We start from the raw sequence: 18660 nt of genomic DNA on the forward strand, positions 1-18660 counted from the left end.
CACCGCGAAACGGCCGGAACCAGCAGGAACCGGCCGGGCCGCCGCACTCCCGGGCCGGCTACCCGCGGCCCAGCCGGCCGAGTTCCTCGGCCATGACCGCTCCGGCCTGCTCCGCGAGGTCGTCCTCCGCCAGGTCCTCGTCCGTGTCCAGGCCGTCCAGGGCCGCGAGCGGCTGGTCGAGGCGGACGTGGGCGATCAGCGACTGGAGGGCGCGCAGCATGGCCGAGGCCGTCGGGCCCCAGTTGGTGAAGTACGAGAACTGCCACCACCACAGGGCCTCGGTGACCCGGCCCGCCTGGAGGTGGATCAGCCCGTGCCGCAGGTCGGCGACCACGTCGGCCAGGTCGTCGGAGATCCGGTGCGCGACCGGGGTCTTGCGCGGCTCGTAGGGGTCGAAGACCTCGGAGTAGACGTCGACCGGCTCCAGCATCAGGGCGAACCGCTCGCGCAGGTCGTCCACGTCCGGCTCCGGGCCCAGGTCGGGCTCGTAGCGCTCCTCGGGCAGGACGTCCTGGTACGCGCCCAGCCGGCCGCCCGCCAGCAGCAGCTGGGACACCTCCAGGAGGAGGAAGGGGACGGCGCTGTCCGGGTCCTCGCCCTTGGCCACCTCGGTGACCGCGACGATGAAGGACTCGATCTGGTCCGCGATCGAGGCGGCGAAGTCGTCCGGATCCTGTCCCAGGGCGTGCAGCGTTGCGTCAGACATCAAGAAGTCGCCTTCCTTCAAAGGCCCGCCCGAGCGTGACCTCGTCCGCGTACTCCAGGTCTCCCCCGACGGGGAGCCCGCTGGCCAGGCGGGTGACCTTCAGGCCCATGGGCTTGATCATGCGGGCGAGGTAGGTGGCGGTGGCCTCGCCCTCCAGGTTCGGGTCGGTCGCGAGGATCAGCTCGGTGACCGCCCCGTCCGCCAGTCGGGCCAGCAGCTCGCGGATGCGCAGGTCGTCGGGGCCGACTCCCTCGATCGGGCTGATCGCCCCGCCGAGGACGTGGTACCTGCCCCGGAACTCGCGGGTCCGCTCGATCGCGACGACGTCCTTCGGCTCCTCGACCACGCAGATGACCGCCGTGTCGCGGCGCGGGTCACGGCAGATCCCGCACAGCTCCTCCTGCGCCACGTTCCCGCACACCGCGCAGAAGCGGACCTTCTCCTTGACCTCCAGCAGCGCGTGCGCGAGGCGCCGGACGTCGGTGGGCTCGGCCTGCAGGATGTGGAAGGCGATCCGCTGCGCGCTCTTGGGCCCGACGCCGGGCAGCCTGCCCAGTTCGTCGATCAGGTCCTGGACCACGCCTTCGTACAACGGACTGCCTTCTTTCGTTTCTGCGTTTGTGCGGGTGCGGGTGCGGGTGTGGGTCTGCGGGAGCGATTAGAACGGAAGGCCGGGGATGCCGCTGCCGCCGCCCAGGGCCTGGGTCAGCGGTCCCAGCTTCTGCTGCTGGAGCGCCTGCGCGTTCTCGTTGGCCGCCTGGACCGCCGCGACCACCAGGTCGGCGAGGGTCTCGGTGTCCTCCGGGTCCACGGCCTCCGGGTCGATGACGAGGGCGCGCAGTTCACCGGAACCGGTGACGGTCGCCTTCACGAGGCCGCCGCCCGCCTGGCCCTCGACCTCGGCCACGGCCAGCTCCTCCTGGGCCGCGGCGAGGTCCTGCTGCATCTTCTGGGCCTGCTGGAGCAGCTGCTGCATGTTGGGCTGGCCACCACCGGGAATCACAGGTACTCACTCCGTACGTCGAAACGGCTGCGGATCGCCTTCGGGGAAGGCTCGGTCAATCTGAGCCTACGTGCTCCCCGGGCGCCGCGCCCTACGCCGGGAGGACCAACTCTTTCGGGTGAGAGACGGGGCGTGCGCGTACCTGATGGAGCCCTCCTTGTGGGCGGAAAACCCGGGATTCGTTGCCCATCGCGCGCCATTCGAAGGTAGGAAGAGCATGCGCACCATTGCGCACACGCGCACCACACGTCAGCGCAGGCAGAGGGAGTGCCGGGTGAGTCAGCCGGAGATGCAGCCCGAGGGGCCACCCCGGGATCCCGCAGAGGACGGCGACCTTACCGGCCGGCCGTTCCCTCTCGGGGACTGGGGAGAGCCCGCCGAGCGGCTCGACGAGCTCTACCGGCGGGTGGAGGCCGATGCGCTGCGCACGGCCGAGTGGTACCTCTCCGACCGGGCGTGGAAGCGCCGGGGCGCGCGGGCGCTGCGTGCGGGCGCTGCCGTGGGCGCCGTCGCGGGCGCGGCGATGCCGCTGCTGGAGCTGACGGGCTCGGCGCCGGGGGCGGCCTCGTACGGCTACCTGTCGCTGCTGCTGGCCGCGGCCTGCATGGCCTGCGACCGGTTCTTCGGGCTGACGTCCGGGTGGATGCGGGACGTGGCGACGGCGCAGGCGGTGCAGCGGCGGCTGCAGACGCTCCAGTTCGACTGGGCCTCGGAGAACGTGCGCGAGGTGCTGGGCCCCACCGAGGGGACGGCCAGTGAGGCCGCCGAGCGGTGCCTGACGGTGCTGCGCCGCTTCTCGGAGGACGTCACGGAACTCGTACGCTCGGAGACGGCCGACTGGATGGTGGAGTTCCGGGCGGGGCCGGCGCCGCTGCTGATGCAGTCCCTGGCCGGGGCGCCCTCCCGCCCGGACCCGGGCGTCCCCCCGGCCCGTTTCCCGCTGCCGCCGGGCACCCGCCCGAACATGCCGCGCCAGCGGCCGCCGGAGCAGCCTCGCTGAGCCCCCGGGACGCGCCGCTCACGGGGGCGGCGCGCCGCCGGGGCCGACTCCGTACCGGGCAGGCCCGGTACGGAGTCGGTGCGGTACGGCGTCGGTGCCGGTCAGCTGAAGATGATCATCGAGCCCTGGCCCAGGCTGCGGGTCGCCGCCGCGTGCAGGCCCAGCCACACGTGGCGCTCCCGGGCGAAGGGGCTCTCGTCGTACGGAATGGGCCCCGCGGGCTCCTCCAGCGCGGTCGGCCCCCCGGGCGGTGCCGGCGCGGCGGGCGGGTTCGCCGGGTCTATCCCGATCGCGGGGGCCACGAAGGCCAGCTCCCGCAGCAGCCCCTGGGCCGACCCCAGCGGGCCGCCGCCGGCCAGCAGCTCCTCGTTCGCCAGCGGCGCCGCGAAGTCCACCGGGACGTACGCCCCCGCGTGGTCGTAGTGCCACACCAGGTGCGACTGCTGCGCCGTGGCCTCGAACATCTCCAGCAGCTGCTCGTAGTCCCCGCCCAGCTCGTCCACCGGCGTCACCGGCAGTCCGCAGATCTGCAGCAGGTACGCCCGCCGCAGGAAGTGCAGGGCGTCGTAGTCGAAGCCGGCCACCGGGGCCACGTCCCCGCTCAGGCCGGGCATGTACGCGAACACGGGCACCGACGGCAGACCCGCCTCGCCCAGCGCCTTGTCGTACGAGGCGATCTCTTCCGCGAAGGGGTTGTCGGGGCTGTGGCACAGCACGTCGACAAGGGGGACCAGCCACAGGTCACAGGCCACGCGGGCTCCGATCAGTCGTTGCCGCCGATCGGGCCAGAGTAGTGCGCCGGACACGCTCCGCGAAGGGGTGCGCAGAACCCGGCCGGGGGAGACCGGCGGCGTCAGAGGCTCGCGGCCCAGTCCAGCCCGTGCTGGTTGTACGCGCGCACGAGGCGGCGCACCTCGTCGGCGTCGGCCAGCGTCACCGCGTCCACCAGCTCGTTGTGCCCGTCCCACAGCGCGGCCCGCAGCTCCGGGGCCCCCTGGAGGTGCGGAACCGAGAAGACCCAGCACTGCACGCGGATGCGGTGCAGGAAATCCGAGATGTAGGTGTTGCCGACCAGCTCGCTGAGCTCCCGCCAGAAACGCAGGTCGTAGCCGATCAGCACTTCGAGCGAACCGCTGCGCGCGGCCCGCCGCGCCTCCTCCGCGCGGCGGCGCACGGACACCAGCAGTTCACCCGTGCCGGGCGGGGTGCCGCGTTCGGCGAGCCGCCGGAAGATGCCGTCGAGTATCAGCGTCCGGGCCTCGATCATTCCCCGGAAGTCGTCGACGGTGAAGACCCGCACCCGGAAGCCCCGGTGCTGCACCGACTCCAGCAGCCCCTGCGCCGAGAGGTCGACCAGCGCCTCGCGCACCGGGGTCGCGGAGACCTCGTACTGCTCGGCGATCTGCTTGACCGTGAACTCGGTCCCGGGCGGTAGACGCCCCGCGAGCACCTCGTCACGCAGCGCGTCCGCGATCTGCTGCCGAAGGGTGTTGCGGGTGACTCCTCCGCTCCGGCTGCCTGGCATAGGGGTCCGTCTCCTCCGTAGAACTTCGGACACCTTAGCCAGGCAGCGCGGCTGAAACCGAGCGGTCTACGGCCGGTATGCGGATATAACGCCCGCTATCCGGACCGTCAGGCGCCGACCGTGTGCCGGTCGGCCACCGTCAGCGCCTCGTCGAGGAGGGCCAGACCTTCCTTGGCCTCGGCTTCCGTGACCGTGCACGGGGGGACGACGTGCGTCCGGTTCATGTTGACGAACGGCCACAGCCCGGACGCCTTGCAGGCCGCCGCGAATTCGGCCATAGGGGCGTTGTCGGCACCCGCGGCGTTGTACGGGACGAGCGGCTCCCGCGTCTCCTTGTCGCGTACGAGTTCCAGCGCCCAGAAGACGCCGAGACCGCGGACCTCCCCGACGGAGGGGTGGCGCTCGGCGAGGTCGGCCAGCCCGGGGGCGATCACCTCGGCCCCGATGCGGGCGGCGTTCTCGACGATGCCCTCCTCCTCCATCGCGTTGATCGTCGCGACGGCGGCGGCGCAGGCCAGGGGGTGGCCGGAGTACGTCAGCCCGCCCGGGTAGGGGCGGGTGGCGAAGGTCTCGGCGATGGCGGCGGAGATGGCGACGCCGCCGAGCGGCACGTAACCGCTGTTGACGCCCTTGGCGAAGGTGATCAGGTCGGGGGTGACGTCCCAGTGCTCGGCGGCGAACCACTTGCCGGTGCGCCCGAAGCCCGACATGACCTCGTCGAGGATGAAGACGATGCCGTGGCGGTCGCACAGCTCGCGCACGCCGGCCAGGTAGCCGGGCGGCGGGGTCATGATCCCGGCGGTGCCGGGCACCGACTCCAGGATGATCGCGGCGATGGACTGCGGGCCCTCGAAGGCGATCGTGTCGGCGAGGTGGGCGAGGGCGCGCTCGCACTCCTCGGCCTCGGTGGTCGCGTGGAAGGGCGAGCGGTAGAGGAACGGGCCCCAGAAGTGGACGACGCCGGCGGAGGCGGTGTCCGAGGGCCAGCGGCGCGGGTCGCCGGTCAGGTTGATCGCGGCGGCGGTGGCCCCGTGGTACGAGCGGTAGGTGGAGAGCACCTTCTGCCGGCCGGTGTGCAGCCGGGCCATGCGCACGGCGTTCTCCACGGCCTCGGCGCCGCCGTTGGTGAAGAAGATCTTGTCGAGGTCGCCGGGGGTGCGCTCGGCGATCAGGCGTGCGGCCTCGGAGCGGACGTCGACGGCGAAACCGGGCGCGAGGGTGCAGAGCCTGGCGGCCTGCTCCTGCACGGCCGCGACCACCTTGGGGTGCTGGTGGCCGATGTTGGTGTTGACCAGCTGGGAGGAGAAGTCGAGGAAGCGGTTCCCGTCGTAGTCCCAGAAGTACGAGCCCTCGGCCCCGGCGACGGCCAGCGGGTCGATCAGGGCCTGGGCGGACCACGAGTGGAAGACGTGAGCGCGGTCGGCGGCCTTGACGGTCGCGCCGGTGACATGAGGGGTCATGCGGTCACGCTAGAAGTGCGCAGGTGGGAAGGGATATCGGCGGACTGTATGGGGGTGGGGGGCCACTCTCGGCAGTCTGTCTGCCGACACCACCATTGACAGCACACTCCCAAAATGACAGTCTTCTGCCATAGCTTTCGTCCTGCCAACTGGAGGCGAGCACCATGACCGAGACCCCCGCCAAGCCCGTCCACCTCGCGGTCTACGACACGTGGGCTGACTGGGAGACCGGACACACCACCGCGCACCTCGCCCAGCGCGGCCACGAGATCCGTACGGTCGGCTTCGCCGCCGACACCCCGGTGACCACGATGGGCGGGCTCCGGATCCTGCCCGACCTGTCCCTCGCCGACCTGCGTCCCGAGGACTCCTCGCTGCTGATCCTGACCGGCGCAGCGCTCTGGGACTCCGGCGACGAGCTGGCCCCGTTCGCGGCCAAGGCCCGCGAGTTCCTGGCCGCCGGGGTGCCGGTCGCGGCCATCTGCGGAGCCACGGCGGGCCTGGCCAGGGAGGGCCTGCTGGACGACCGCCCGCACACCAGCGCGGTCTCCTTCTACCTCGCGGAGCAGCCCGGGTACGCGGGCGCCGGGCAGTACGCGGAGGCCGACGCCGTGACGGCGGGCGACCTCATCACGGCGGGCCCGACCGAACCGGTGGCCTTCGCCCGGGAGGTCTTCGCCCGGCTCGGCGTCTACGAGCCGGACGTCCTCGACGCGTGGTACCGGCTCTTCCACGACTCCGACGCGAGCGCGTTCCCGGTCCTGATGGCGGCGGCGGAGGCGGGCGATGCCTGATCCGCTGTCCGGGCGGGAGCGGCAGGACCTGCTCAGCCGCACCGCGCTCGGCGTCTTCCACCTCAACGGCCAGTTCCTCTCCGTCTCCGAGGAACTGGCCCGCCCGGCGGGGCTGACGGCCGCGTGGTGGCAGGTACTGGGCGCCGTACTGACGGAGCCGCTGCCCGTGGCGGGCATCGCCAGGACCATGGGGATCACCCGCCAGAGCGTGCAGCGCGTGGCGGACCTGCTGGCCGCCCAGGGCCTCGCCGAGTACGTCCCCAACCCGGCCCACCGCCGCGCGAAACTGCTCCGCCCGACGGAGGAGGGCCGCGCCGCGATCGCCCGCATCGACCCGGGCCACGCGGCACTGGCGACCCGCCTCACGGAGGCGCTCGGCGAAGCCGGCTTCGCGGAGACGGTCGCCGTCCTGGACCGCCTCTCGGCGGCCTTGACGGCCATCACGTCGGAGAGCGGGGAGCCGGCCTGAGACGGAGGGGCCGGCGCCGGCCCCGGCCCACACCGCACCCCGGCCCCGGAATCAGCCCGGCCGGGGCAAGGGCCCCCTTCCCCTCCCCCCGCGGAGCGCACCGCACTACGCTCGCCCCGTCCGGCCACCCCAGGGGGAAGGGACCACCCGGCGATGGAGCAGCTCCACCCCACCGACCCGCACCACATCGGCCCGTACCGCCTGCTGTCCCGCCTCGGGGCCGGCGGCATGGGCCAGGTCTACCTCGCCCGCTCCGACCGCGGCCGCGCCGTGGCCGTCAAGCTCGTCCACCCCGGCCTGGCCCTCCGCGAGGAGTTCCGCTCCAGGTTCCGCCAGGAGGTCTCCGCCGCACGGCGCGTCGGCGGCGCCTGGACCGCGCCCGTCCTCGACGCCGACACCGAGGCGGCGATCCCGTGGTTCGCCACCGGCTACGTCGCCGGGCCGAGCCTGCGCCAGGCCGTGGCCCGCGACTTCGGCCCGCTGCCCGCCCGCACGGTGCGGATCCTCGCGGCCGGACTCGCGTACGCCCTCCAGGACATCCACCGCGCCGGCCTGATCCACCGCGACCTGAAACCCTCCAACGTACTGCTCACCATCGACGGCCCCCGCGTCATCGACTTCGGCATCGCCCGCCCCCTGGAGGAGACCGACGGCGGGCTGACCCGGACCGGGCAACTGGTCGGCTCCCCCGGCTTCATGGCCCCCGAGCAGGTGCGCGGCGGACCGGTCACCCCGGCCTGCGACGTCTTCTGCCTCGGCGCCGTCCTGGCCTACGCGGCCACGGGGCGGCTGCCGTTCGGCGACGCGGAACACCCCGGCGGGACCGCCGGGCTGCTGCTGCGCATCGTCGAAGCCCAACCGGACCTGGGCGGCGTACCGGCCGAACTGCGTGGGCTCGTCGCGGACTGCCTGCGCAAGGACCCCGCCGCCCGGCCGGACCCCGGGACCGTCCTGGCCCGGGTGGGGGCGGGCGACACGGTGGCCGACGGCCGGGCGCTGGAACCCTGGCTCCCGGCACCGCTCGTGGCCCAGCTGGGCCGGCAGGCCGCGCAGCTCCTCGACCGCGAGGACGCCGGCCCGGCGCACACCCCCCGGCCGTCGGCCCCGCCCCCGCCCCCACCCGTGCCGCCCGCCGCCACCCTCGCGGCGCCGGCCACCGCCGGCCCCCCGGTGGCCGTCCACCCGGTGCCCGTCCACCCGTACGAGCCACCGCCCGCGGTCCCCCCGGCCCGCCCGGGGACCGTGTCGACGGCGCTGCTCGTCGCGGTGGCGGCCGTCGTCGCGGCAGCGGCGGGCGGCACGGTGTACGCGGTGATGAGCAAGGACTCCGCGCCCCGGCCCCCGGTCACGGCCCCCGGCACCTCCGCCCCGGCCCCCTCCGCACCGGGTTCCGGATCCGGCTCCGCTTCGGGGTCCGCCGTCGCGAGCCCCGGAAGCGGGACCCGGGCGGGCCGCCTCCCCCAGTCCTACGCCGGGACCTGGCGGGCCGCCTCCGGCTCCGCCGACTGGCACCTGACCCTCACCCCCGGAGCCGTCGGCGACTCCGTCATGACCCTGCGCGTCGAGCACCCGGGCTACTCCTGCTCCTGGCGGGCCTCCCTGCGCAGCGCGACCGACCCGGTGGAACTCGACGCCTCCGCCGTCATCTCCGGAACCCCTCCCACCTGCACGCCGGGCGGCTGGAGCCGGCTGCGGCTGCTGCCCGACGGAAGCCTGCTCCGCGAGCTGAGCGGGGGAGCCAGTCCCCCTCTCACGTATTACAGGGAGTAGTCACCGGCCGTTTGTGTCGAAGTCAATAAGCCTGCAAACAGAGCTTGTTGCGTACGAGGAGCCCATCGCACACTGCGGCACATGGAGCCCTTGAAGGTAGTGGCACGACTGTGGGAGCGGATCGAGGAACGCGACTGGGACGGCGTGGCCGGGCTCGTCGCCGAGGACGCCGTCATCGAATGGCCGGTCAGCGGCGAGCGGATCGTCGGCAGAGCCAACTTCATCGCCGTGCTCCGTGACGAGGGGGACGCCGCCGACGGGTCCGGCGGCGCAGACGGGCCGGACGGCACCTACGAGCGGTCCATCGGCTCCGTCGAGGTGCTGCGCATCCTCGCGGACGGGGACCTCGTCGTCACCGAGGTGGAGATACCCGAGGACCACGTCCTCTACCGGGCCGTATCGCTGTGGACGGTGCGCGACGGACGGGTCGTCGGCGCCCGGGAGTACTGGACCAGCCCTGGACAGGACCCTGCGCCCCGCTGGAGGGCCGTTTACGTCGAACCCCTGGTGGCAGACTGAGCCGTGTGCTCACGCAACTCGCCGCGGCGACCGGCGTCCTGGCCCTGCTGACCCTCGTACCCGGCCCCGACATGGCCGTCGTGACCCGGCGGGCCGTCTCACGGGGACGGGCCGACGGACTGCGTACCGTCGGCGGGATCGCCGTCGGGCTGCTGCTGTGGGGCGCCCTGACGGCGGCCGGGCTCGCGGCGCTGCTCGCCGCCTCGGCCGAGGTGTTCCTGGTGGTCAAGCTCGCGGGGGCGGCGTACCTCTGCTTCCTCGGCGCGCAGTCCCTGCGCCGCCCGGGCGCCGGCCCCGCCCTGGACGGCGCCGCCGGTGACGCGGGGAGCCGTCCCGCGCCCGGCCGCGGCAGCGCCTGGCGCACCGGCCTGGTCGCCAACGCCCTCAACCCGAAGATCGCCGTGTTCTACACCGGCCTGCTGCCCACCCTCGCGCCGCCTGGCCTGAGCCCGGCGGCGGGGATGGCGCTCCTCGTCCTGGTCCACGTGCTGCTGACGCTGGCCTGGCTGAGCACGTACGTCTACGTCCTGTCGCGCGCCCGGCGCTTCTTCACGCGGCCGCGCGTCCGCCGGACGATGGACCGGGTCACGGGCATCGTCCTGATCGGCTTCGGGGTGCGCGTGGCCACGTCCGCGACGTAGCTCCCGGGTAGGGGGCGGGGCCGTCCCCGGCTACGCGAGGAGGCGGTCGAGCTCCTCGGTGACGGCGGCCCTTATCCCGTCGTGGCGGGGCGCGAGCGCGTGGCGTTCGCCGCGCCAGCACTCCTCGTCCTCGTAGAGCCAGACCGGCATCCGGACGAGGTCCTCGGGCTCCCAGTCGTAGCGGGGCCAGATGTGGGCGTGCAGGTACGGGTCGGTGTTGCCGAGGATCTCGATGTTCACGCGGCGGAAGGCCGGGTCGAGCCGGGCGCAGGCCCGCTCGACGGCCTCGGCGAGCCGCTCCAGGTCGGTGAGGTAGGCGATCCGGCGCGCCGGGGGCAGGTCGGAGAGCCGGGTCACGGCGGGGTCGTCGGTCAGCAGCACCGAGTACCCGGGCAGGAACTGCCGGTCCCCGATGGCCGCGAATCCGGAGTCGAGGCGGCGCAGGACGGTGGGGTTCAGCCCCCGGTGCGCGCTGCCGATGCGGTCGTGTCGCCAGTCGGTCTCGTCCATCCCCGGACCCTAACGGGGCGCGGCGGAGGCCGATTTGCCGGTGCCGGGCGGCGGGCGGCAGGCGGCGCGGGCGGGATGCTGCCGCGTCCCGGTGCCCGGCCGGTGCTCGTGCTCGTGAACCGGTGGAGAACCGCTGCCGGCTGGCTCTCAGGTAGCGGTGGTCATACCTGAGAGCTACCTCTGAAGCCCGCTCCGCAGCGTGACGCCGACGAGGGGTGCCGATTCCTAACTTCGATACCAGAGCGGGCGCCTGCCCGCCGGACCGAAGGACAGGAAGAGGAATCCGACATGAGCACTGGCAGCCGCCTCCGCCGCACTCTGCTGGCCGGCCTCGTCGCCGCGGCCGTCGTGCTCCCCGTGTCCGCCGCCGCGTCCCCGCGGATCCCGGCGCCGGCCCCGGAGGCCGTCTCCGGGTCCGCGACCCTGGAGAGCCGGTACGCCGCCGCCCTCGCCGGCATCGCCGGAGCGGCGCGGACGGCCGAGGATTCGGGCCACGCCGGCCGGGCCGCGAAACTGCGGGCGATGGCGGGGCCCGGAGCCCAGTTCCTCACCTTCGACGGCCGCGGCCAGGGCCGCGCCATAGAGGTGTTCGGCGATCTGGGCGGCGCGGACCGGATCGCGGTCCTGGTTCCGGGCTCGGATACGAACCTGGACACCTACCAGCGCTTCCGGGAAGGGGCGCTCTCCCTCCAGCAGCGGCTCCAGGCCGCGCACCCGCGCTCCGCGGTGGTCGCCTGGCTCGGCTACGACACCCCCGGCACGGTCAGCACCACCGTCCTGACCGCCGACCGCGCCGACCGTGCCGCGGCCGAACTCGGCCCGTTCCTCTCCGGGTTGCGGAAGCTCACCCCGGCCGACGCCCGGATCTCCCTGCTCTGCCACTCGTACGGCTCGGTGGTCTGCGGCCGGACCAGCACCGGCCGGGAGGTGACCGACATGGCCCTGTACGGCAGTCCGGGTACGGGAGCGGCCACAGCGGGGGACTTGCCGACCGCCGCCCGGGTATGGGCCGGCCGGGGTTCCGGCGACTGGATCGGCAATGTTCCCCATGTCCGGCTCGGCGGGGTCGGGTTCGCCACCGATCCCGTGGATCCCGCCTTCGGCGCCCGGACCTTCGCGGCCGGCTCCGCCGGGCACAGCGACTACCTCAAGCCCGGCACCGAGTCCCTCGGCAGCCTGGCCCGCATCGTCATCGGAGCGGAGGCCCCGCATGCTTAGGCTCCACGCCCGCTGGTCGGCCCTCGCCGGCCGCGTCGACGGAGCGACCCCGGCGGACCGGGACCGCTCGGTGGACGCCCTGCGGGCCCTCGCGATCCTCGGAGTCGTGCTCGGGCACTGGCTGGTGACCTCGCTGACCAGTACCGACGGCGGTCTGCGCGGGGTGAGTCCGCTGGCCCACATGCCCTGGCTGGCCCCGGTCTCCTGGGTGCTCCAGACGCTGGCCGTGTTCTTCCTGGTCGGCGGCCATATGGCGGCCCAGGGGTACGCGTCGGCGCGGGCGCGCGGGGTCTCGTACGGGAGCTGGGTCCGGCTGCGGCTGGGGCGGCTGTTCCGCCCGGTGGCGGCGGTGCTCGCGCTGTGGGCGGTCGTGGCGGGCGGACTGCTGCTGGGCGGCGCGGAGCCGGACACCGTCCGGACCCTGCTCCGGCTGGTGTGGTCGCCGCTGTGGTTCCTGCTGGTGTTCGCCGCGCTGACCGCCGCCACCCCGCTGGTGGCCCGGCTGAGCCCGCTGTGGCCCGCGCTCGTGGTGGCGGGGGTCGACGTGTGGCGGTTCGGCCTCGGCGGGCCCGAGTGGATCGGCTGGGTGAATGTCGCCGCGGGCTGGCTCGTCCCGTACACCCTGGGCGCCGCCTGGGCGCGGGGGGCGTTCGCCCGGCGCCGTCCGGCCCTGCTCCTGCTGGGCGGGGGTGCGGCCGGCGCGGCCGCGCTGGTCCTGTGGGGCGGGTACCCGGCGTCGATGGTGGGGGTGCCGGGGGCGGCGGTGTCCAACCTGAACCCGCCGACGCTGGCGGCCGTCGCCTTCGGCCTGGCCCAGTGCGGGCTGGCGCTGCTGGCGCGCGGGCCGCTGGCGCGGGCCATGCGCCGGCCCCGTACCTGGGCGAAGGTGGCCCTGATGAACCTGTCCGCGATGACGGTCTTCCTCTGGCACCAGACCGCGATGATGTCCGTCACCGCTCTGGGGCTGCTGGTCTCCTCCGACCTGCCCGGGCTGCACACCGTGCCCGGTACGGCCGGCTGGATAGCCGCCCGGATCCTGTGGATGCCGGTGTTCGTGGCCGCCCTGGCCGTCTGCTGGGCCGCCTTCCACGTCTACGAGCGGCCGCGCGGCCGGCGGACCCCGCGCACCGTCCGCACCGGTCCGGGGTCGCGGTCCGCGCTTTCCCCGCGTCTCCGGCCCGCCCCCTTGAAGGAGACCACCCATGCCTAGGCTGGCCCGTGTGACCCTGCGACCCGTCCCCCCGGCCGAACCGACCGGTGCCCCCGGTGCCAGCAGCCTGGCCCACGCGCTGCTCACCCTGCGCCGGGACCCGCTCCCCCGGATGTCCCGCCCGCGCTGGCTGGCCCGCCTGCCGCACGTGGTGGTCGTGTACCTGGCCATCCTCTTCGCCTTCCTGACCAACCAGCAGCTGCACGACCACTACGACGTCACGGGCGGCCCCGCGCTGGTCCTGGCACTCGTGACCGGGGGGTCCGTCGCGCTCGCGATGTTCCGTCCCATCGCCGCCTGGTGGCTGGGCATGCTCGCGGTGGGCCTGATCGCCTGGACGACGCGCATCCAGAAATGGGAGGGCGGGTTCTGGCCCTGGGTGCCCGCCGAGTACAGCGCCTGGTCCGCCCATGTCCAGCAGTGGCAGGGCCAGGCCTGGCCCTGGATGCCGGGCGGTGCCTTCGCCTTCGCCCCCGTGATCCTGCTGGCCGCCCTGCGCGTGCCGCCCCGGGTCACCGCCGCGCTCGTCGGCATCCCCATAGCCTGCACGGGCCTGGCCGAACTGTTCTTCAAGCCAGTGGGGAGCACGACCAGCTTCTTCACCTCCGCGCTCGTCTTCGGCATCGCGGGACTCCTCGGGTACGCGCGGCGCGCGGTGCGCCTGGCCCGGGGCCAGCTGGTCGTCCAGGAGACCCTCACCGAGGAGGAGCGGGCCCGGCGGACACTGCTGGAGGAGCGCAGCCGGATCGCCCGTGAGCTGCACGACGTCGTCGCCCACCACATGTCGGTGATCTCCATCCAGGCGCAGGTCGCCCCGCACCTGGTGGAGAACCCGTCCGAAGAGCTGAAGGAGAACCTGGCGGGCATCCGGGAGAACGCCCTGGAGGCCCTGACAGAGCTGCGCCGTGTGCTGGGGGTGCTGCGCTCCGAGCAGCCCGACGATCCGGCCAATCCGCATCACCCGCAGCCCACCCTCGCCGAACTGGACGGCCTCGTGGACAATGTGCGCGGTGCCGGGCTGGACGTCACCACCGAGGTGGCGGGGATACAGCGGCCGCTGACCCCGGGGGTGGAGCTCACCGCGTACCGGATCGTGCAGGAGGCGCTGAGCAACTGTCTGCGCCATGCGCCCGGTTCACGTGTGGAGGTCGGCATCGCCTACGGACCGCGCGAGCTGCACCTGTGCGTGGCCAACTCCGCTCCGACCCGCACGGCCCCGCCCTCACCCGGAACGGGGCACGGGCTGCTGGGCATGCGGGAGCGGGCAGGCATGCTGGGTGGTGAACTGGCCGCCGGGCCCCGCCCCGGTGGCGGGTACGAGGTGACCGCCGTACTGCCCATGGATCCGCCCGGCGGTTCCACCCCGGCCGAGACGAAGAAGGACGCATGAGCACTCCGATCAGGGTGATGATCGCCGACGACCAGATGATGGTCCGGCAGGGCTTCACCGTGCTCCTGAACGCCCAGCCCGACATCGAGGTGGTCGGCCAGGCCGTGGACGGGGCGGATGCCGTCGCGAAGGTCACCGAACTCGCCCCGGACGTGGTCCTGATGGACATCCGCATGCCGGGGATGGGCGGCATCGAGGCCACCTCCGTCATCACGGGTACGCCGGACTCGGCGGTGAAGGTGCTGGTGCTGACCACCTTCGACCTGGACGAATACGTGTACGAGGCGCTGCGCGCGGGTGCTTCCGGCTTCCTGCTGAAGGACGCCTCGGCGGACCAGCTGGCCGAGGCCGTGCGAGTGGTCGCGGCCGGTGAGGCCCTGCTGTCTCCGAACATCACGAAGCGCCTGATCACCGAGTTCTCGCGGCTGGGCGCTCCGCGTGCGCCGTCCAGGGCCCGGATCGAGGAGCTGACGGAGCGGGAGACCGAGGTGCTGTCGCTGATCGCCCAGGGCCTGTCGAACGGGGAGATCGCGGCGCACCTGGTGGTGGCCGAGCAGACGGTGAAGACCCATGTGGGCCGGATCCTGGTGAAGCTGGGCCTGCGGGACCGGACCCAGGCCGCGGTGTTCGCCTACGAGACGGGTCTGGTCCGTCCGGCGGGCTACTGAGGGCCCCGTGTAGTACCTGAGGGGGACCCGGGGAAATCCCCTTCGGCGGCGACGCGGTCGAGGGGGGCACCGGCCTACGGTTTGGACATGACCGAGACGACCACCGGGGCGACCCCCCGGCCTCCCGAACTGCGGATGGCTTCGGGCCTGATCCAGAGCCTGCGCGACGATCTGATCACCGATGCCTTCGCCTACCGGCCGCTCCCGCTGATGCGGACGGACGGCCCGCTGGTTCGCCGGCTCCCCGAGGGGATACGGCCGAAGGCGGCCTATCTGCCGCATGCCGTGGTGGTCGTGACGGCGTTCTTCGTGACCATGCTGGCGAGCGCCGACAACCAGTACGGCGGGCCGCCGGTCCAGTTCGTGGTGCTGGGGCTGCTCGCGGCGGGTCCGGTGCTGATGACCCTGGTGCGTCCCGCTGGGGCGTTCTGGGTGGTGCTGGCGCTGACCACCGCCTTGTCGGTGTTCTCCGACCGGAACCTGTCCTGGCCGTGGTCGCCGAGCACGTTCGTGGCGACCCTCGTCGTGATGACCTTCGTGGCCATGCGGCTGCGGCCCCGGGCCGCCGCCTGGATGTGGTTCATCACCCTGCTGTACGGGACGGTCCTGCCGATCCTGGTCGGCGGGGAGGGCGGCGCCGTCGCGCCGATGGCCTTCTTCTCGGCGGTGGCCCTGCTGGTGGTGACGGTCCGCAACACGCGCAGGGAGGCCCGGCGGGAGGTGATCGCCGAGCGGGAGGTGACGGCCGTCGAGCGGGACCGGCGGACGCTGCTGGAGGAGCGGACGACCATCGCCCGCGAGCTGCACGACGTGGTCGCGCACCACATGTCGGTGGTGGCGATCCAGGCGGAGGCGGCCCCGTACCGGGTGAAGAATCCGCCGCCGGAGCTGGAGGCGGCCTTCGCCACCATCCGGGAGAACGCGGTGGCGGCCCTGACGGAGCTGCGCCGGGTGCTGGGTGTGGTGCGGTCCGCGGACTACGAGGCTCCGGAGGCCCCGCAGCCGACGCTGGCCTCCCTCGACGGGCTGCTGGCCAATGTGCGGGAGGCCGGTCTGAGCGTGGACAAGACCGTCACGGGTGCGGTGCGCGAGCTGCCGCAGGGCGTGGAGCTGTCGGCGTACCGGATCATCCAGGAGGCCCTGAGCAACAGCCTGCGGCACGCCCCCGGGGCGGCGGCCGGCGTGGAGGTCTCGTACGTACTGGGCGGTCTGGGGATACGGGTGGTCAACGGTCCGGCTGACGGGGACGTCCCGCCCTCGCCGGGAGCCGGGCACGGGATCACCGGGATGCGGGAGCGGGTGGCGATGCTGGAGGGGGAGATGACGGCCGGGGAGACCGGCTCCGGCGGGTACGAGGTGGCCGTGTTCATACCGGTGCGCAGCCGGCCGCAGCCCGAGGAGGAGCCGGCATGACGATCCGGGTGCTGATCGTCGACGACCAGATGATGGTCCGCGAGGGGTTCTCCGTCCTGCTGAACGCGATGGAGGGCATCGAGGTCGTCGGAGAGGCGGTCGACGGCAGGCAGGCCATCGCACAGGTGGCGGCCCTGAGGCCGGACGTGGTGCTGATGGACATCCGGATGCCGGAGATGAACGGCCTGGAGGCGACGCGGCAGATCGTGGCGGCGGACACGGACGCGAAGGTGCTGGTCCTGACGACCTTCGACCTCGACGAGTACGTGTACCAGGCGCTGCGTGCGGGGGCGTCCGGGTTCCTGCTGAAGGACGCCTCCGCCCGGCAGCTGGCGGAGGGGGTGCGGGTGGTGGCGGCCGGGGAGGCGCTGCTCGCGCCGTCGGTGACGAAGCGGCTGATCTCGGAGTTCTCGAAGCTTTCGGAGGTACAGAGGGCGGCGGACCCTTCGGGGGTGTCGGAGTTGACGGAGCGGGAGACGGAGGTGCTGGTGCTGATCGCGCAGGGGCTGTCCAACGGGGAGATCGCGGACCGGCTGCTGGTCGCGGAGTCCACGATCAAGACGCACGTGAGCCGGATCCTGGTGAAGCTGGGCCTGCGGGACCGGACCCAGGCCGCGGTGTACGCCTACGAGACACGGCTGGTGACGCCTGCTTAGGGTGCTGGGATGCGCTTTGATCCGTGGGATGCCGCGTTCGTCGCCGATCCGTACCCCGCCTACCGGGAGTTGAGGGAGCGGGGGAGGGCCGTGTGGTGCGGGGCGACGGGACAGTGGCTGGTGCCGCACTACGCCGATGTGAGCGCCCTGCTGCGGGACCGGCGGCTGGGGCGGACCTACCTCCACCGGTTCAGCCACGAGGAGTTCGGGCGCGAGGCGCCGCCGCCGGAGCACGAGCCGTTCCACGTGCTCAACGGGAACGGTCTGCTGGACCTTGAGGATCCCGCGCACGCCCGGGTGCGGCGGCTGGTGTCGAAGGCGTTCACCCCGCGCATGGTGGAGCGGCTCGCGCCGTCGGTCGAGCGGCTGGCCCGGGAGCTGGTGGGCGGGCTGCGGGCCGCCGGGGGCGGGGACCTGCTCACCGCCGTCGCCGAACCGCTGCCGGTGGCGGTGATCGCGGAGCTGCTGGGGGTCCCGGAGGGGGACCGGGGACTGCTGAGGCCCTGGTCGGCGGACATCTGCGGGATGTTCGAGCTGCGGCCGGACGCGGAGACCGCGCGGCGGGCGGTGACGGCGAGCGTGGAGTTCAGCGCCTATCTGCGGGAGCTGATCGCCGAGCGCCGCAAGGAGCCCGGCGCGGATTTGATCTCCGCGCTGATCGCCGCCCACGATGAGGAGGGCCGTCTCAGCGAGCAGGAGATGATCTCGACCTGCGTCCTCCTGCTGAACGCCGGGCACGAGGCGACCGTGAACACCACGGTGAACGGCTGGTGGGCCCTGTTCCGCAATCCCGGGCAGCTCGCCGCCCTGCGCGCGCACCCCGGACCGGCGGGCGCGGAAAAGTTGTCCACAGCTGTGGATGAACTGATGCGCTACGACACACCCCTCCAGATGTTCGAGCGCTGGGTGCTCGACGACATCGAGATCGGGGGCACGGTCATCCCCCGCGGGGCCGAGGTGGCGCTGCTCTTCGGGTCCGCGAACCGGGACCCCGCGCGCTTCGAGGACCCGGACGTGCTCGACCTCGGACGGGCCGACAATCCGCACCTGACCTTCGGGGCCGGGATCCACTACTGCCTGGGCGCGCCCCTGGCGCGGCTGGAGCTGGCGGCCTCGTTCGGGGCGCTGCTCGATGCGGGAGGCCCGCCGATGCGGCTCGTGCGGGAGCCCCGCTGGCAGGAGGGCTATGTGATCCGGGGGCTGCGCGAGCTGCTGGTGGAGTTCTAGGCCGGCCCCGGTGGCGGGCGGCGGGAGGGCTGCCCAGCGTGAATCGAACGCAGCTCCCCGCCCCGCCGCGAGAAGAGGCACGCCCCCTTATGCACGAAAAGCCCGCTATCGTCCTGGTCCACGGATTCTGGGGCGGCGCCGCCCACTGGTCCAAGGTCATCACCGAGCTGCACCGTCGCGGCTTCCGCGACCTGCACGCGGTGGAGAACCCGCTGACCTCGCTGGCCGACGACGCCGAACCGGGGCCGGCGACCTGCCCAACGTCTCCGGGCTGGTCTACATCGCGGCCTTCGCCCCCGACGCCGGGGAGAGCCCGGGCGCGATCACCGAACAGCACCCCCCGGCGGCCTTCGCACGCCTCCCTGGCCTCCCAGCCGGGCCCCGTCTGCGACCTGATCGAAGCCGCCGCGAACGAGACGGCCGGCCGGTAGGGCACCTCAGGTGCGGGGCGGGCGGGGCCGTCGGCCACGCCCGTCCCGCA

The 18660-nt window shown here is 73.3% G+C and carries 21 protein-coding genes; 14 read left to right on the top strand and 7 right to left on the bottom strand.

Features of this window, described 5'->3' with window-relative positions:
- Nucleotides 1-58: 58 nt before the first annotated feature.
- From ACZ7IF_RS14405 to ACZ7IF_RS14415, 3 genes are all read right to left on the bottom strand, one after another.
- The gene (locus ACZ7IF_RS14405; RefSeq protein WP_470969474.1) at nt 59-706 is read right to left on the bottom strand and encodes a DUF5063 domain-containing protein; all 648 of its coding nucleotides are present in this window, start codon (nt 704-706) and stop codon (nt 59-61) included.
- The gene (gene recR / locus ACZ7IF_RS14410; protein WP_470969478.1) at nt 699-1298 is read right to left on the bottom strand and encodes a recombination mediator RecR; all 600 of its coding nucleotides are present in this window, start codon (nt 1296-1298) and stop codon (nt 699-701) included. The genes ACZ7IF_RS14405 and recR overlap by 8 nt, the downstream gene beginning before the upstream one ends.
- 66 nt (nt 1299-1364) lie before the next feature.
- A complete protein-coding gene (locus ACZ7IF_RS14415; RefSeq protein WP_470969484.1) occupies nt 1365-1709 on the bottom strand; it encodes a YbaB/EbfC family nucleoid-associated protein in 345 nt (114 codons plus the stop codon).
- A 274-nt stretch (nt 1710-1983) separates the two neighbouring features.
- On the opposite strand from ACZ7IF_RS14415, the gene ACZ7IF_RS14420 reads away from it, so the two are divergent.
- Nucleotides 1984-2709, top strand: a complete 726-nt coding sequence (locus ACZ7IF_RS14420; RefSeq protein WP_470969488.1) for an SLATT domain-containing protein — start codon at nt 1984-1986, stop codon at nt 2707-2709.
- Nucleotides 2710-2810: 101 nt separating this feature from the next.
- On the opposite strand, the gene ACZ7IF_RS14425 is transcribed toward ACZ7IF_RS14420, so the two are convergent.
- The 3 genes from ACZ7IF_RS14425 to ACZ7IF_RS14435 all read right to left on the bottom strand — a co-directional run bounded on the left by ACZ7IF_RS14425 (nt 2811) and on the right by ACZ7IF_RS14435 (nt 5694).
- Nucleotides 2811-3461: a hypothetical protein gene (locus ACZ7IF_RS14425; RefSeq protein WP_405979981.1), complete on the bottom strand. Its 651-nt coding sequence runs from the start codon at nt 3459-3461 to the stop codon at nt 2811-2813.
- Between the two features lie 101 nt (nt 3462-3562).
- Nucleotides 3563-4234 (bottom strand): GntR family transcriptional regulator, encoded by a 672-nt coding sequence (locus ACZ7IF_RS14430; RefSeq protein ID WP_470969492.1) that lies wholly within the window; start codon nt 4232-4234, stop codon nt 3563-3565.
- 107 nt (nt 4235-4341) lie between these two features.
- Nucleotides 4342-5694: an aminotransferase class III-fold pyridoxal phosphate-dependent enzyme gene (locus ACZ7IF_RS14435; RefSeq protein ID WP_470969495.1), complete on the bottom strand. Its 1353-nt coding sequence runs from the start codon at nt 5692-5694 to the stop codon at nt 4342-4344.
- 164 nt (nt 5695-5858) lie between these two features.
- Here ACZ7IF_RS14435 and ACZ7IF_RS14440 point away from each other — a divergent pair, with 164 nt between their 5' ends.
- From ACZ7IF_RS14440 to ACZ7IF_RS14460, 5 genes are all read left to right on the top strand, one after another.
- Nucleotides 5859-6488, top strand: a complete 630-nt coding sequence (locus ACZ7IF_RS14440; protein ID WP_470969498.1) for a DJ-1/PfpI family protein — start codon at nt 5859-5861, stop codon at nt 6486-6488.
- The gene (locus ACZ7IF_RS14445) at nt 6481-6957 is read left to right on the top strand and encodes a MarR family winged helix-turn-helix transcriptional regulator (protein WP_470969501.1); all 477 of its coding nucleotides are present in this window, start codon (nt 6481-6483) and stop codon (nt 6955-6957) included. The genes ACZ7IF_RS14440 and ACZ7IF_RS14445 overlap by 8 nt, the downstream gene beginning before the upstream one ends.
- Before the next feature lie 153 nt (nt 6958-7110).
- Nucleotides 7111-8727 carry a serine/threonine-protein kinase gene (locus ACZ7IF_RS14450; RefSeq protein WP_470969504.1) on the top strand — a complete coding sequence of 539 codons (1617 nt, stop codon included), beginning with the start codon at nt 7111-7113 and terminating at the stop codon, nt 8725-8727.
- Between the two features lie 81 nt (nt 8728-8808).
- Nucleotides 8809-9246 carry a nuclear transport factor 2 family protein gene (locus ACZ7IF_RS14455; protein ID WP_470969509.1) on the top strand — a complete coding sequence of 146 codons (438 nt, stop codon included), beginning with the start codon at nt 8809-8811 and terminating at the stop codon, nt 9244-9246.
- Between the two features lie 5 nt (nt 9247-9251).
- Nucleotides 9252-9887, top strand: coding sequence for a LysE family translocator (locus tag ACZ7IF_RS14460; protein WP_470969512.1), 636 nt, complete (start codon nt 9252-9254; stop codon nt 9885-9887).
- Nucleotides 9888-9917: 30 nt separating this feature from the next.
- Here ACZ7IF_RS14460 and ACZ7IF_RS14465 read toward each other — a convergent pair whose 3' ends face one another.
- On the bottom strand, nt 9918-10397 hold the full coding sequence (locus ACZ7IF_RS14465) for an HIT family protein (protein WP_470969517.1): 480 nt from the start codon (nt 10395-10397) through the stop codon (nt 9918-9920).
- A gap of 288 nt (nt 10398-10685) precedes the next feature.
- Here ACZ7IF_RS14465 and ACZ7IF_RS14470 point away from each other — a divergent pair, with 288 nt between their 5' ends.
- The 8 genes from ACZ7IF_RS14470 (at nt 10686) to ACZ7IF_RS14505 (ending at nt 18610) form a co-directional block, all read left to right on the top strand.
- Nucleotides 10686-11615 carry an alpha/beta hydrolase gene (locus tag ACZ7IF_RS14470; protein WP_470969521.1) on the top strand — a complete coding sequence of 310 codons (930 nt, stop codon included), beginning with the start codon at nt 10686-10688 and terminating at the stop codon, nt 11613-11615.
- Entirely contained in the window at nt 11608-12825 is a 1218-nt protein-coding gene (locus tag ACZ7IF_RS14475; protein WP_470969525.1) for an acyltransferase family protein, read from the top strand. The genes ACZ7IF_RS14470 and ACZ7IF_RS14475 overlap by 8 nt, the downstream gene beginning before the upstream one ends.
- Nucleotides 12826-12835: 10 nt before the next feature.
- Nucleotides 12836-14215, top strand: a complete 1380-nt coding sequence (locus ACZ7IF_RS14480; protein ID WP_470969529.1) for a sensor histidine kinase — start codon at nt 12836-12838, stop codon at nt 14213-14215.
- Nucleotides 14212-14883 (top strand): response regulator, encoded by a 672-nt coding sequence (locus tag ACZ7IF_RS14485; protein ID WP_470969533.1) that lies wholly within the window; start codon nt 14212-14214, stop codon nt 14881-14883. The genes ACZ7IF_RS14480 and ACZ7IF_RS14485 overlap by 4 nt, the downstream gene beginning before the upstream one ends.
- A gap of 87 nt (nt 14884-14970) precedes the next feature.
- The gene (locus ACZ7IF_RS14490; RefSeq protein WP_470969535.1) at nt 14971-16296 is read left to right on the top strand and encodes a sensor histidine kinase; all 1326 of its coding nucleotides are present in this window, start codon (nt 14971-14973) and stop codon (nt 16294-16296) included.
- A complete protein-coding gene (locus ACZ7IF_RS14495; protein ID WP_285547313.1) occupies nt 16293-16952 on the top strand; it encodes a response regulator in 660 nt (219 codons plus the stop codon). The genes ACZ7IF_RS14490 and ACZ7IF_RS14495 overlap by 4 nt, the downstream gene beginning before the upstream one ends.
- 9 nt (nt 16953-16961) lie before the next feature.
- Nucleotides 16962-18179 (top strand): cytochrome P450, encoded by a 1218-nt coding sequence (locus tag ACZ7IF_RS14500; RefSeq protein WP_470969540.1) that lies wholly within the window; start codon nt 16962-16964, stop codon nt 18177-18179.
- A gap of 89 nt (nt 18180-18268) precedes the next feature.
- The gene (locus ACZ7IF_RS14505; protein WP_470969543.1) at nt 18269-18610 is read left to right on the top strand and encodes a hypothetical protein; all 342 of its coding nucleotides are present in this window, start codon (nt 18269-18271) and stop codon (nt 18608-18610) included.
- The last annotated feature ends 50 nt before the right edge of the window (nt 18611-18660 follow it).

This window comes from Streptomyces sp. NPDC037421, assembly GCF_055602105.1.